We start from the raw sequence: 13,547 nt of genomic DNA on the forward strand, positions 1-13,547 counted from the left end.
CCTACTCAACTCCGTCGATTAAACTTTCCTGCGCCTTGCTTATCACGACAGCGTATCGAAACAAAGGCATCCATTTACAATACATAGCGGGGAGTTCAAGCGTTTGCCCGAGACGCTTCCAATCATCCGCGCGAAAGCCTTTCGCCACCGACAGCGGACCGTCATGCAAAATATAACGGTTAGACGAGATGATCCGGGTCGTCAACCACACCGCAGCCCATGCGAGCCAGTGGCGGTGGATGTCATTGATCACGACCCCAAGCCTCGCCGCTTTCAGCATGCTTGCGACTGCATGCGGCAGCTCCTCCTCGGCAAAATGATGCACGAACTGCGTTCCCGTCACGATATCCGCGCATCCGTCAGGCAAGGTAAATAAATTACCCCGCCTTACCTGTACTCTAGGCTCATCCCGATAAAGAAGCCTCGCTTCCTCGCAAGCCTCCTCGGTTATATCTACCAGCCTAATGATAAGCCCGACCCCTTGCTCGTCCGCCCATCTTAGCAGTTGACCGTTCACATCGCCGGAGCCCGCTCCGATATCGAGAATGGACAAGCTTCCCGGCTTGCCCGCCTTCTCCCAAAGCCGCTTTACCCCATGCAGCGTCGGCGAAGCGGCTGCGAATATACGGTTTAGAAGGCGAAGCTGCCGCAGCGCTTCACGCAGCTCCGTCCCTCCGATTGATAGATCATCCATTAATTCCGCCTCAGCAGCCCGATATCGCAAACCTTTAGACATATGTCCCATCCACCGTCTGCTCCAGATCATGCTTGATGTCTGCCGGCACATAAGCAATCTTGATCATCTCGGCCGTAAGGCCGGGCCCGAATGCCAAGGCGATTCCGCTTGCCGGCTCCGATCCGGTATCCTCAAGATGCTTCCTCATCGCGTTCAGCACAAAGAGTATCGTAGCCGAGGAAACATTGCCATAATCGCGAAGAATCCCCAGGCTATGCGCCGTTTGCTCATCGGTAAGCTCAAACTTATTTTGCAAAATATCGATGATGCCCTTGCCCCCCGGATGGATGGCCCATAGCTCCAGCTCTTCCTCGCCGCATAATCGTTCCACCTCTGCGGGAATAAATTCGCCGATCAGCTTTGGAATTTGAGGGGAAAGGTACAGGTCGAAGCCATGATTGCCTACCTCCCACACCATTTCACCGGCGCATTCAGGCAGCAGGACGGAGCGCTCTTGTCCGAGCAGAAAAATAGGCTTGTGATGAGGCTTTGCCGCGCCAATCACGCAGGCGGATGCCCCGTCTCCGAAGAACGAAGCGGCGAATAACGATTCCCTGTCGCCTGAAGGCTGAATATGCAGCGTGCACAGCTCCACGCACACGATTAATACATGGGCGGCATGATCGTTCAATACGATTTGACGCGATAGCCCTATCGCCTTAAGGCCGGCGGCGCAGCCTAGAAAATTAAGCGGAATGCGGGTCACGGTAGAAGCCAGTCCCAGCTGCTGCACGATAGCTGCATCCATTCCGGGAAGAAACTGTCCGGTGCAGCTTACCGTGATGAGATGCGTAACCGCAGCAGGCTCGACATCGCCGTCAGCCAGTGCTTGTCTCGCCGCACGCAGTCCGAGCGGAACCGATTCCCGCTTATAGATGCCCATGCGCTCCGCCGTCGAAGGCGCATCCTCGGCTGAGGAGCTGGAAAAATAACGGCATTCTGCCGCTTCCGCAAGCAGGTTCGGTTCACAAGTATAACGGCTTTCCACGCCGCATTGCTTGAAGATCCTTCTCCCCCAGCGGGCGGAATCGGGCTTGTCGCTTAACGCATCGACTAGTCTTCGCGCCGTATCGGCCTGATCTATCAAATATGGCGGCACTGCTGTGCCTATGCCAAGTACCGCAGCACTCGATTGTGTTTGGTTCATATCGTTAATTCCCACCCTCTCTGGACAAGTTACTTTTAACAAGTCTATTCAACGCATCTCCCCGATATGACGCGGGCTGGGAGTGCAATTGTGAATATTACCGGCTTTTCCAATCATTTGTAATCATCTTGAAATCTAATTTTCATCTCGTTTTAATGAAAGCAGCCTATAATAAAAACAACCCCCTTTTGTTATATATATTTAAGACCCACGGCACCGAATGCTGTGGGTCTCTTTTTGCGCTTTTATATAACTATTATTCATAAACCTATCGACTGCCAATCCGAATCGTTTTCCATTAGCTCCGCATCTCTGCCGCCCTCATTACTTTGCTTGCGTCAGCTCAACCAGCACGACCTCGGGGCGGTTAAACAACCGCTGCGGAATAATGCTGTTGCCGAGTCCGCGGCTGACAATCATCGCCCTGCCGCTCTCCGTGTACTTGCCTCCGTCATACTTCGGCAGGAAGCCTTGGCCCGGAGCGACCAGCCCGCCCAGGAAAGGCAGACGGACCTGTCCGCCATGAGCATGGCCGGAAAAGGTAAGATCGAATTTACTTTGTACATATTCCGAAAATAGCTCCGGACGATGGGACAATAGAATAGTAAACCGGTTCTCGGAGCTGTCCACCCCTTGAAGAGCAGCCGCGATATGCTCTTTTATTCTGTCGGCATCGCCATCCGCCGTATGATTAAAGGTCGGATCATCTACGCCCGCGATCCGAATCTCTCCAGTCCCAAGCTTCACAAGCTCACTCTTGTTGCGCATAACATGTACGCCCAGCTCCTTCAGCCCTTTCTCGAGCGAAGGAAACCTCGATCCCCATTCATGATTTCCCGTCACATAATAGACGGGCGCTAATTCGGTCATCCTGCGCATCAGAGTCAGGCTTATCTCCGCGTTGTACCTTTTCCTGTCAACCAGATCGCCCGTCATCACGATGAGGTCGGGCCTCAGCTTTTTTACCTTTCGGGTAATCGTATTCTGCTCCTTGCCGAAGGACTTGCTATGTAAATCCGTTATATGAACGATGCGATAGGAGTCAAACCCGTCCGGCAGCTTACCGGAGCTCAGTTCGTACTTCGTGATGCCGATAGCGTTGTTCTCATAATAGAGAAAGGCGATCGCAGCTAAAATGACCAATGGCAGGATCACAAACAGACGTTTTTTCTTCATACGCATAACAACATAACTCCTTACTATCCATAAAATATTTTCGGCATAACGGACCCTCGCTTCCTTCCCGTCACTTCGCCCTTTGCTTCGATAAGTTCCACGATTGCCACTTCTTATGCGAGTGCGCCTGCTCCTGCAAATGTACGATTACCTCGCTTAGCCCCTCCAGCTTCGGATGCATTCTATGCAGCTTTAGCAGTTCGGGCGCGGCATCCGTCGATAGCGTGCCTAAATAGGAGATATCGATATTTCCGGTCCGCTCGAAGCGGCCGATATTTTTGGCAGCGATGCGCGCATCCAAATTAACATAGTTCATCGCGACAAAGGCGATGATGGACACGCATATATAAGCTTTACCCATGGAGAAATGTTCTCTCCAAATGCGAAGCATGGCAATCGCGAGCAGCACGCCCAAGTACAGCATGAATCCGTGCACCAATAATCTCGTTTGCGAGAAGCCGTAAGCCTCCTCGTATAACGACAGGCGGCTAAACGCCGATATCAGCATAACGAGGGTACAGCCAATGAGTACGGATAGCGACAGCTTGCGGACCCACTCTGCAGCGGCGCTCGTTCGCCGGATCAAATGCAGGCCGCACATGAGCAGACCGACGTTGATCAAAGCGACCAGGACCAATTCGGCGAAGCCTCTGCGCGCATACTCGGCATAAGCCGCTCCTTCAGGGAGCAGGCCGTTTGCCGCTCCGAATAAATACGAGAACTGAATAAAGACGAACAGTACATATACGAGATTGATGCTAATAAGCAGCGTGCCTGCCGTAAGCGGATCAATTTCCAATCGCCTGCTTTGCATAAATACGGCCTCTTGCGAATCGGCTGCCGGACCGCTTGGCGTATCGGTTAATTTATTGAAAAGCAGGCCCCATATGTAGCAGAAGGCATACAGGACAAAAAACGCCGCTACAATTAATCGCCAAATGCCGTCTCCTAAGGAGAACCGACCTAATACGCCGGGAATTTCAATCATCCACGACAGAAATATTTCATCAGCAGAAGCCAGCAAAGCGATGACAACGATCAGAATAGGCGCCGAGAGCAATAGTCCCAGCAATATTTTGGCAAGCTTGCTCCTCGCAGAGTTCGGGTTATCCTTCCCTTTCAAGCGATCGTTAAACAAGGTGAAAGGCACGCCGATAAACGCAAAAGGCTTTATCAGCGCCAGAAATAACAGCTCTGTATAAAAAACGCCCCGATACCACGGCTTTGTACTGCTGCTGGTCATAACCGCCGTTTGAGAAACGATTAGCGCAAACAATGCAAACATATTCAACTGCCGGAACAAGCTGTTCGCATAGAGAGCATAGGTCAGCGTCAGCAGAAAAATCGGAATGAACAGCAGCCGGCCCGAGCTTGCCTGCCCCTGCCATTTCTCGAATCCGCCCATTCTCCCTTTAATGGAATAGAAGAACAAGCCGTAAAATGCAAAAATGAACACTAATACCGAAATGCCTGCCGGCGCTCCGACAAACAAATACTGACTTACCAGGCCGAACAAAAGGGCAAGAAGAAGCATTCTTTCGTACCTTTTTTGCCATGGCGCCGGATCTCTCATTTCACTCACTCCCCCCATCTCCGTATACGATTTGTTAATTTCCTCCTTTTATTGTAACCTAGAAAACAAGAACAAAAAGTGTAAGTTATAACTGGAAAACTTCATATTTTAAGGCGGGAGTAATTTGCATGAAAATACGTCGGCATTACTTAGCGCTCAGGCGATCTTATCCGAGCATTCAAGAGAATGTCTCCTTTGAAGTAACTACGCAGGAGCTGGCAAATTTGCTCGATTGCACACATCGAAATATGGTACTTTTATTGAAGCGGATGCAGCAGGAGAATTGGCTGACCTGGGAGCCTAAGCGGGGACGGGGCAACCGCTCGGCGCTCTCCTTCCTCGTAAGCAAGGAGCAGGTCGCGCTCCAGGAGGCACAGGAAATGATGCAAAAGCAGGATCTGCATTCGGCGCTCGAGCTTCTGCGGCAGGTAGAGGAGTCGCCAAAGCTGCGCGATCAGTTTCAGGATTGGCTGTCCGGTCAATTCGGCTTTCATTCCGAAGTGCAGGGCAAGCGGCGCACCGATATTTTGCGCTTTCCCCTCCCGCAAACGATCTATTCGCTGGATCCGGCAGCTATCCATTATACGGGCGAGTCCCATCTCGTCAGCCAGCTGTTTGACGGGCTTGTCCGCATCGATCCGAAAGGCGAGCAAATTTTGCCGCATCTTGCGCATGCGTGGGAGGTCGATGAATCGCGGACGCGATGGACGTTTTATTTGCGCAAAGGGGTGCTGTTCCATCATGGCCGCGAGCTTGATTCGTCTGACGTCAAATATTCGCTTGAGCGGCTCAAGCGGCTGGCGCCGCTGGGGCTTTACAGCTGGGTCTACTCCAGTATCGTCTCGATGGACACGCCCGATGATACGACTATTCGCATTCAATTGTCTGAGCGCAATGAAGCTTTTCTAGCTTTCTTATCGACCAACCGCGCATCGGTCGTCCCTCAAGATGCTTGCGAAGCGGCAGGAGCGCAATTCAGCGGGAAGCCGATCGGCACCGGCCCCTTCCGATTCGCGGGAAACGAGCAGGGCGTTTGGATTTTGGAGGCTTTTGCCGCTTATTTTCAAGGAAGGGCCTTTCTCGACCGGGTAGAGGTGTGGACCATTGCAGAGGAGGCAACGCGTGAGAATAGCGCTGAGCTGCAGCCGTTTCAGGTCATGCACAACGCGAGATTGTCGGATTCGGCAGCGAAGCGGTGGCAGCAGGTACGGCAATCGGGCATGACCTGCAAGTTTATTACGGTAAATGAACAGAAGGACGGCTTGTTGGCGAGCCCCGCCATACGAGCGGCGATTGATCACGCCATCGAGCGGACGGAGCTGCTGAAGCTGCTGTCGGGGGATGTGATTGAAGGCGTGGACAGCTTCTGGCCGGAATCTGAAGATCGCGGTTGGCCTGAGGCTCCGAGGGAGATTCATGCCACTCAGGAAGAGCTGTTAGCCGCCGGCTACAACGGTGAATCGCTCATTCTTGCCACGATTCCGCAATACGCGGCAGATGCCCGGATCATTCAACAGGTATGCGCGAAGTCGGGCGTCCCGCTTGAGATCAGCCTCATCGATGCGGAGCAATTCAAAGGGACGGCCCGCATGTCAGCCGACTTATTGCTATTTGCGGTCATGCTGGACGAGCATCGCGAGCTTCGTCTCATCGATCTTCTCAAGAGCATGCAGCAGCATGCCCGGCCAGAAATACATGAAAGGCTCGAGATGAGCATCCGGATGATTTTATCAGAGCCGAACACAGAGTGCCGGGCAGCGATATTTAAGCAGATTGAAGCGGAGCTCAAAGAACGGCACAGCCTGCTGTTCCTCTACCGCAAGCATCTAAAGACGGCATTCCACCATTCCGTCCGCGGCATTTCACTTGAGTCGCTGGGCTGGGTCCGCTTTCGGGATATTTGGTTTACTTAGAAGAGGATTGCATGGACTGGCAGCTATAGATACATACTGAGAAAACGATTGAGGGATCTGCAATAGAGAAAGGGGTTATCTATAATGGAGCAGCATATTTCGAAGGAGCATACACAGCGCTTGTTCGTCGCCATTCCGGTACCGGAGCCTATTTCGAGGAAACTAGAAGACTGGACGCGCACCCATAAAGAAAAGCTTCCTTTTCGCAAATGGACACATCCGCTTGATTACCATATTACGCTTCAATTTCTTGGCGATACGCCGGCAGCAAAGCAAGAAGCGCTGCAGGCCGTTCTGAAGGAAGCGAGAGTGACACCATTTTCCCTAGCATTGAACGGAGCAGGAACCTTCGGTCCGAAAGCATCGCCCCGCGTTCTTTGGGCAGCCGTCAGCGGAGATCTTGAGGGGCTAACCGCTCTCCACCACGAAGTCATCAAAGCTACCCGTTCGATTGGATTCGAGCCGGAGGATCGACCCTATGCACCGCATATTACGCTTGCCAGGAAATTTGCCGGGGACGGCGAAATGCCTAATGAAGCGATTCTCTCCGCTCCCTCTTTATTCGAATGGGAGGCCGACCGCTTCGTGCTCATGCGCACCCATATGAACGCTTCGCCGATGTATGAGGTTATTGGCGCCTTTCCATTGTCCTAACGGCAGTAAAAATGCTCTCCATATAAGGGGAAGCAGGATTATGGAATCTCTTCCCCCTTCGGCTGCTCCTGCTTTCTGAACAATGCGACCACTGTCAGCAGCAGAGTCGGAGCAATAAACCCGACATACGTCCATACCGGGTGTATGACGGACACGATATGCCCCCACTCCGCAGCCCCGTCAAAAGCAACGAGTCCGGTAAGAAAACTTAATAATGCCAACGGCATAACTAAGTTTCGACTGTCCTTAAACCGGCATAGCTGACTTAAAAATAAGCTAAACGCATACAAGGTAATCGTTGTTTTCATATAAGAGCCCAAAATAAGCGACATGCCTATAATGGATTCCATCCTTTGAATAATTTCCTGGAACTCGATCACCCGCGCCAACGAAAACAGCACGTATGGCCGCTCCCCTGCATAGGCTCCAAAAACCATAATGGAGCACACCGTGGACAAACATAAAATAAAAATGTTGAGCCCAAGCGTAATTCGCATGATCTTACACAATTTAGGTGATGAGCTTTTGCTGACAAACGGCAGCAGCATCGAGAACAGGAAAAGCTCGGCGTAAGGAAATCCAAATGAGAAATAGGCGCCATGAAGCACCGGTTTAATTCCTTTTGGCATAACAGGAAGCAGGTTCGACGGATGATAATCAGGAATCGCCACGAGCAATACAGCAATAATAAAGAAGGTGATCATGATCAGGATCAAGGTAAACATTCTCGCCATAACCTCAAGTCCGGCACGGGCGGTTGCCGCTGAAATGGCGTAAACCAAGAAAGAAAATACATACATAGGTGTTTCCCTCAGCATGGAGCTCACCATAAACAAGCTCACATCTATAACGATTCCCGCTTGCATTTGAAGGAAAAGAGACATGGTGAAGACGGAAAAGATAACGGTAAGCGTCGTTCCGATTAATTTGCGGCTGTATTCCACGTAGGTCATTTCGGGAAAGCGGCGATATAGGAACAGGATGCAGCTTAAGAGGAGAAAGCCGAGGCCGCCTGACAGCAGAAGCGAAATCCATGCCCCGTTATTCGCTTTACCGATGAGCGGACCCGGAATATTGATGATCGAAGAACCGGTCATAAAAACGAAAAAGAGCACTCCCATTTGGAAATGGCTAACGGTTTGCTTGTCGATGCTGCTCCCCTCCTTTGCTCTTTCGATACGCTTATTTGTTTACATTTAAGAAATCATCTATTGTTTTGGCTGTGCCCCCGAGAATAGGCTTGACCACATCATAAAAATCAAGCCAATTTTTATTCACGATATAATCGAGAGCTAAATAGAAGCAGATGAGCAGAATGGTACCATAGACGGCTTTCTCTCCTTTGCTGATTTTATTTTTTAATTTAAACCCGTCATAAAGCAGCATGCTGCCGAAAGCAACCATTAAGACAACCACTCGTTCTACCATATTCTGGCCTCCTCTAGTTAGCTTCTACTGCGGGTTTGCCGGTTATGGTTCCGTTTGTGACGAGCCGGAGTTTGACCTGAATGTCAAAGGGGACTTCCGCAAATTGCGCATCCCAAGTTTGCTTGATCTTCTCCCATTTCTTAGGATCCATTTTGTAGATAGCATTGCCGATTCCGATAACCTCCATTTGATTCGCTTGCAGGAAACGGATCGTGCTTTTCATTTGCTCCTTCATTTTTCCTTCGATTCGGTGGATGAATTCGGCCTCATCCTTCTCAGTATCCAATTTACTGCATTTCAATTCGCCAATCGCTACGTCCCCTTGCAGCTTGACGCTTACAGATATCTTATCCCCCTTAATAACCGGCTTTGTTCGCGTATGAATAGCAAGAATCTCCGTATTTTCCACTTCTCTCTTCTTATCCGCGCATGGAATTTCAATGACGCCCGACTTATACTCATCGCGCAGCAAGATCAGTCCTTCCACTTTACTGGATGGCAGAACAGTCTTCATTTTGCCATCCTTGAGGAGGGCAAGACCTGCCGAGGAATACATTTTATCGGATAATTTGCCCTCATACACATACGATACGGCCGTATCCGGATGGGCGCTCTTCATCTGCATCACCAAATTAAGCAGGGAAGTATCTAACGTTTTGGCCGAACTGTTATAAGCCGTTTCCTCTGCCCGCAACAGCTGCTGTGCCGTGGTCTGTTCAATTAACGGCCTCTTCTCCAGCATCTTGCTGGCCTTGCCTTTCGCAATCGCGAGGGATACGCTGCTTCGAGGTTCATGATCTCTGTAAAAAAGGTCGAGGAGCTTGCCGATGTTAACCGACCTGGCCAGCTTTTCTCCAACAATAATAATCCGCATATGGCTGAATTGCGCTTTTCTGCCCAAATGAATGGGGATATCGCGCACCGCCTCCATGACAGAATCATCGCTTGTTTTAATATTAATGCTGGAAACTCTGGTTAATGCAGACGCTGTACTTTGCACGGAAGTAGGACGGTATACTTGTGTCAGCATGTCGATTTTCCCGTCTTTCCCTTGATCAAACGTGATGCCCATTACGAATCCTAATTCCGTCAGCTCTTTTTTGCTCCAGCAGCCGGGCAGCATAAGAAATATAGCCGTCAGGAAGAGCAGAATCGCCAGTTTTTTCATCATCCCTCATTCTTTCCGCTCGAGGCTTAGATAAAAGTTATTTGACCGGTTTTTGCTTATGCAGCTTCCGGGGGGTACGAAGCAGTGCTTTTAAAGGAATTCTTACGATAACATCCCGCATATCAGTCAGTCTAAACGGCGCCACCGATGACAAATAGGGCTGTCCAAGCGTCCGCAGCTGGCAGAGATGAAGCAGTATAAATAAAAAACAAATCATCATGCCAAAGCCCCCCAGCATAGCCGCAGATAGCATTAACAAAAATCGCAATATTCGCAAGGAGATGGCGATGTTGTACTGCGGAATGGAGAATGAAGCGATGCCCGTTAACGCGACGACGATGACCATAATGGGAGAAGCGATACCTGCGCTTATGGCAGCATCTCCAATAACAAGCGCCCCGACGATGCTCACGGCAGAACCGACCGGCCTTGGTAATCGGACCCCTGCCTCCCGCATCAGCTCAAAGAAAAATTCCATGATCAGCGCTTCAAAAAAGGCGGGAAAAGGGATGCCTTCCCGTGCATTGAGGATCGCAAGCAGCAATACGGTGGGGATCAGCTCGGGATGAAAGGTCGAGAGCGCAATGTAGATGCTTGGTAAAGTTAAAGCGATAAGAAAAGCCAATATACGAAGCCAACGAATCAAAGTTGCAATAACGGTGCGTTGATAGTAATCCTCGCTGGATTGAAAAAATTCGGTAAAAAGACCCGGACATAATAAAATACTGCCCGTGCCTTGCACCATGACCGCAATTTTTCCGTCCATCATCGCAGCCACCGCCATATCAGTCCTCTCCGTATAGCGATGCTGCGGAAAAGGCGAAAAGGAAGAGTCCTCAATGAGCTGCTCGATATAAGAGGTCTCCATAATCTCAAGATCCTTAATTTGCTCTATTCTTTTTTTGAACTCGGCCAACAATTCACCATCAACTTTATCTTCAATATAGCCGTAGGCGACAGTCGTTTTAGTATCTCCGCCCGCTTTCATCGACTCTATCTTGAATTTAGGCGTTTTTAGGCGCAACCGCATCAAGCCGATATTTTTCTGCAAATTCTCGACCGTGCTCTCCCGCGGTCCCTGTACAACCGATTCGTTAACCGGTTCAGTCACCTGTCTGCTCTCAACAGACTGTGCCTTAAAGCTTAATGCCTTATCCCATTGATCAAATAAAATAATGAGGCGGCCTTCCGATATTTCTTCCATCGCGTGATGCAAATCATTAATAACGACAGCTTTTTTTCCCGAAACGCCGTCATGCTCGAAAAATGTTCGGACATCCAGTGGCGTAAGGTCCATACCGGGGCCAATCTCATGCGTGACAAGGTCTTGAAGTGATATCTTCATATAATTAACGGTGTCTTCTTGGACAAGCGATTCATAATAAATGGAGCAAGCGGTGTACTTCAGCTCAGGTCCATAATTCCAATGCTTATAAACAATATCTGTGCTTATCGAAAATATCGATTCCAAGTCCCGCATATTTTCCGCCAGCCGCTCGGAAATGGGTGTTTTCGGAGGAGTTGTCATGTAGGGATCACCTGATTTCAGTAGCCTTAGCTCATTTCTAGCCATTATTCCCTTAACTCATGAGCGTATACAAAAATTCCTATATTTCAGGCTCTTCTATGTCTTCAAAAAGAAAGTTTGCATTCTAACATACGGCTCGGTATACAACAAGTAAAAAAATATTCATTCAACACGGCTGATACATCCGAAAATAAATAAAAAACCGCAATTCAACTCGCTTTTTTCAACCTTTTTATGTACTTTTTACAGATTCATACCAATTTTTTCAGGTTTATTACCTCTATCAAGTAAACTTATAATACAGTGAGACTAACACAGAGGAGAGATCATCATGAACAAAGGATTCAAAAGAAAAATCGCAATCTTGATGTTAGCCATCAGCTTGCCTGCAACATCATTATTACAAGTACACAATGCCGAAGCCGCCACATCAGCAGCAGCTAAAAGAGATAAGGTTGTCAGAACGGCAATCGCGCTGACCAATAAAGTACAGTATGTACACTGGACACAGAGACAAGAAAGCCATGCCCCATACAGAACAGACTGTTCCGGTTTCACATACCTTGCATACAGACTTGCTAATGTCGGCGTAAAGCTTGTCAACAGAGATGACGACGATCAAGCTAAAGTAGGTACGAGAGTAGCATGGGGCAATTTTAAAAAAGGCGACTTGATTTTCACTTGGAACAGCGGCTCTAAGAACAGGAAAGATGTCGGTCATGTCGGCATTTACATCGGTAACGGCAAAATGATTCATAACGCCGGCGCAAGAAACGACGTTATTATTTCAAACATTTATAAAGGCAGCTACTACAAAGACAGATTTATCGTAGCAAGACGTGTAATTAAGTAATCATAAGTCCATCGTGAGGAAACGCTATCATATCGGTTCCTATCCGTCCGGAATTTTCCGTTAATAGATCACCCTAGTAACCTGCAATGCAGGATGAAGGGTGATCTTTTTCTGTATTTTTACGATTTGACCGTTACAGCACTTTTAATTCGGAAGCATCCGTATTTCGTTTAATATGCTTCTTGACATGCTCATACATCGTCTTCATCCTATCCCATTCTTTTCCGCCGATGTCCGTTTGTTTCTTAATCGCGTCTTTCAACGGCAGTATCCGAAATACGCTCCTTTCTCCCGATCTGGTGATGCGCGTCCAGGTAGGAATAAATTCCGCTTGTTTAATCTGTATCGTTCCGTCATCATTTTTCCTGATATTTAGCCGGGTTATGAGCCCCGTTAGGGTATGGTCGTTCCAATAAAGCCGCGTAGAAATGAAATTACCTAAGGAGTAGATTGCAAACTTTTGTTTGCTCACCCCCGTGTTGTCCTTAACCTTATAAAATAAAGCCGGCTGGATGACATGCGAATGTGCGCCTAGAATAATATCCGCGCCGTGTTTAAATAATAACGGAACAAGCTCCTTTTGTTGATCATTCGGAAACATGCCGTATTCTCTTCCGAAGTGCATGCATACGATAACGAGTTCCGCCCCTTGGGCTTTTATCTTCTTGATATCGGCAATAATTTTGCTTGAACTGATCAGATTGACGGCCCAGGATTGTTCGGAAGGCACGGGAATTTTATTCGTTGTTTTCGTATAGGCTAAAATACCGATTTTTATTCCTTTAACTTCTTTAATTAAATATTTCTGCGACTCACTATGTGATCGAAACGTTCCTGTATGATCAAGTCCGTGGGAATCAAGCACCTTTAAGGTACGTTTGAGACCGTGAATTCCGCAATCCATACAATGATTGTTTGCCGTGGTGAGCACGTCAAAACCGAGATTTTTAAGCGTCTCGGCGAACTGATCCGGACAATTAAACATAGGCCAACCGGTTTTAGGATGCCTCTTCACGACGGAGTACACGGCATCAATCGTTTTCTGGCTTGGCTTGCTCTCAGAGCCGGTACCGCCAAAGTTCGTTTCAAGATTGCCAATCGTAAAATCCGCGTTACGCAAATAGGAGGCTACGGGTTCAAATATTTTGTCGAATGAATAACCCTTTTCACCGGAAACTCTCGCTGAGTTTATAATTCTTGTCTTTATCAAAAAGTCTCCGACCGCGGCGATCGTAATATCCGTACTCATGATTCATCTCCGTTCTCTAACTCTTTTTTGAACTCTCGAAAAGCGCGGAGCCACACCATATCATATGATCCGGGCACTAGTCCCGCACTCCATATTCGCCTATATTCCACATTCTATCCTGC

At 48.8% G+C, this 13,547-nt stretch carries 12 protein-coding genes; 3 read left to right on the forward strand and 9 right to left on the reverse strand.

The window, feature by feature from the left end; all coding sequences use genetic code 11:
• Position 1: 1 nt before the first annotated feature.
• The 4 genes from AC0YNZ_RS26825 to AC0YNZ_RS26840 all read right to left on the reverse strand — a co-directional run bounded on the left by AC0YNZ_RS26825 (position 2) and on the right by AC0YNZ_RS26840 (position 4,632).
• The gene (locus AC0YNZ_RS26825) at positions 2 to 736 is read right to left on the reverse strand and encodes a methyltransferase domain-containing protein (protein ID WP_475829518.1); all 735 of its coding nucleotides are present in this window, start codon (positions 734 to 736) and stop codon (positions 2 to 4) included.
• Positions 729 to 1,883: a type III polyketide synthase gene (locus AC0YNZ_RS26830; RefSeq protein ID WP_475829519.1), complete on the reverse strand. Its 1,155-nt coding sequence runs from the start codon at positions 1,881 to 1,883 to the stop codon at positions 729 to 731. Before AC0YNZ_RS26830 ends, AC0YNZ_RS26825 begins: the two co-directional genes overlap by 8 nt.
• A 324-nt stretch (positions 1,884 to 2,207) precedes the next feature.
• Positions 2,208 to 3,065 (reverse strand): metallophosphoesterase, encoded by an 858-nt coding sequence (locus tag AC0YNZ_RS26835; protein ID WP_475829520.1) that lies wholly within the window; start codon positions 3,063 to 3,065, stop codon positions 2,208 to 2,210.
• A 64-nt stretch (positions 3,066 to 3,129) separates the two neighbouring features.
• On the reverse strand, positions 3,130 to 4,632 hold the full coding sequence (locus AC0YNZ_RS26840; RefSeq protein ID WP_475829566.1) for a DUF4153 domain-containing protein: 1,503 nt from the start codon (positions 4,630 to 4,632) through the stop codon (positions 3,130 to 3,132).
• A gap of 128 nt (positions 4,633 to 4,760) precedes the next feature.
• Between AC0YNZ_RS26840 and AC0YNZ_RS26845 the strand changes: the two genes are divergently transcribed.
• Both AC0YNZ_RS26845 and thpR read left to right on the forward strand, forming a co-directional pair.
• On the forward strand, positions 4,761 to 6,545 hold the full coding sequence (locus AC0YNZ_RS26845) for an ABC transporter substrate-binding protein (RefSeq protein ID WP_475829521.1): 1,785 nt from the start codon (positions 4,761 to 4,763) through the stop codon (positions 6,543 to 6,545).
• Positions 6,546 to 6,629: 84 nt separating this feature from the next.
• A complete protein-coding gene (gene thpR / locus AC0YNZ_RS26850) occupies positions 6,630 to 7,199 on the forward strand; it encodes an RNA 2',3'-cyclic phosphodiesterase (protein WP_475829522.1) in 570 nt (189 codons plus the stop codon).
• A 38-nt stretch (positions 7,200 to 7,237) separates the two neighbouring features.
• On the opposite strand, the gene AC0YNZ_RS26855 is transcribed toward thpR, so the two are convergent.
• The 4 genes from AC0YNZ_RS26855 to AC0YNZ_RS26870 are packed head-to-tail and all read right to left on the reverse strand — an operon-like array spanning position 7,238 to position 11,323.
• Positions 7,238 to 8,377, reverse strand: coding sequence for a GerAB/ArcD/ProY family transporter (locus AC0YNZ_RS26855; RefSeq protein WP_475829567.1), 1,140 nt, complete (start codon positions 8,375 to 8,377; stop codon positions 7,238 to 7,240).
• Positions 8,378 to 8,381: 4 nt separating this feature from the next.
• Complete coding sequence (locus AC0YNZ_RS26860) at positions 8,382 to 8,627, reverse strand: hypothetical protein (RefSeq protein WP_475829523.1); 246 nt, start codon at positions 8,625 to 8,627, stop codon at positions 8,382 to 8,384.
• 13 nt (positions 8,628 to 8,640) lie between these two features.
• Positions 8,641 to 9,798 carry a Ger(x)C family spore germination protein gene (locus AC0YNZ_RS26865; RefSeq protein ID WP_475829524.1) on the reverse strand — a complete coding sequence of 386 codons (1,158 nt, stop codon included), beginning with the start codon at positions 9,796 to 9,798 and terminating at the stop codon, positions 8,641 to 8,643.
• Positions 9,799 to 9,832: 34 nt separating this feature from the next.
• Positions 9,833 to 11,323: a spore germination protein gene (locus tag AC0YNZ_RS26870; RefSeq protein WP_475829525.1), complete on the reverse strand. Its 1,491-nt coding sequence runs from the start codon at positions 11,321 to 11,323 to the stop codon at positions 9,833 to 9,835.
• Positions 11,324 to 11,654: 331 nt separating this feature from the next.
• Here AC0YNZ_RS26870 and AC0YNZ_RS26875 point away from each other — a divergent pair, with 331 nt between their 5' ends.
• The gene (locus AC0YNZ_RS26875; protein WP_475829526.1) at positions 11,655 to 12,176 is read left to right on the forward strand and encodes a C40 family peptidase; all 522 of its coding nucleotides are present in this window, start codon (positions 11,655 to 11,657) and stop codon (positions 12,174 to 12,176) included.
• 133 nt (positions 12,177 to 12,309) lie between these two features.
• Here the strand turns inward: AC0YNZ_RS26875 and AC0YNZ_RS26880 are convergent, their stop codons facing one another.
• Positions 12,310 to 13,425, reverse strand: a complete 1,116-nt coding sequence (locus AC0YNZ_RS26880) for a CapA family protein (RefSeq protein ID WP_475829527.1) — start codon at positions 13,423 to 13,425, stop codon at positions 12,310 to 12,312.
• Between the last annotated feature and the right edge of the window lie 122 nt (positions 13,426 to 13,547).

This window comes from Paenibacillus sp. J2L1-98 (assembly GCF_056269405.1).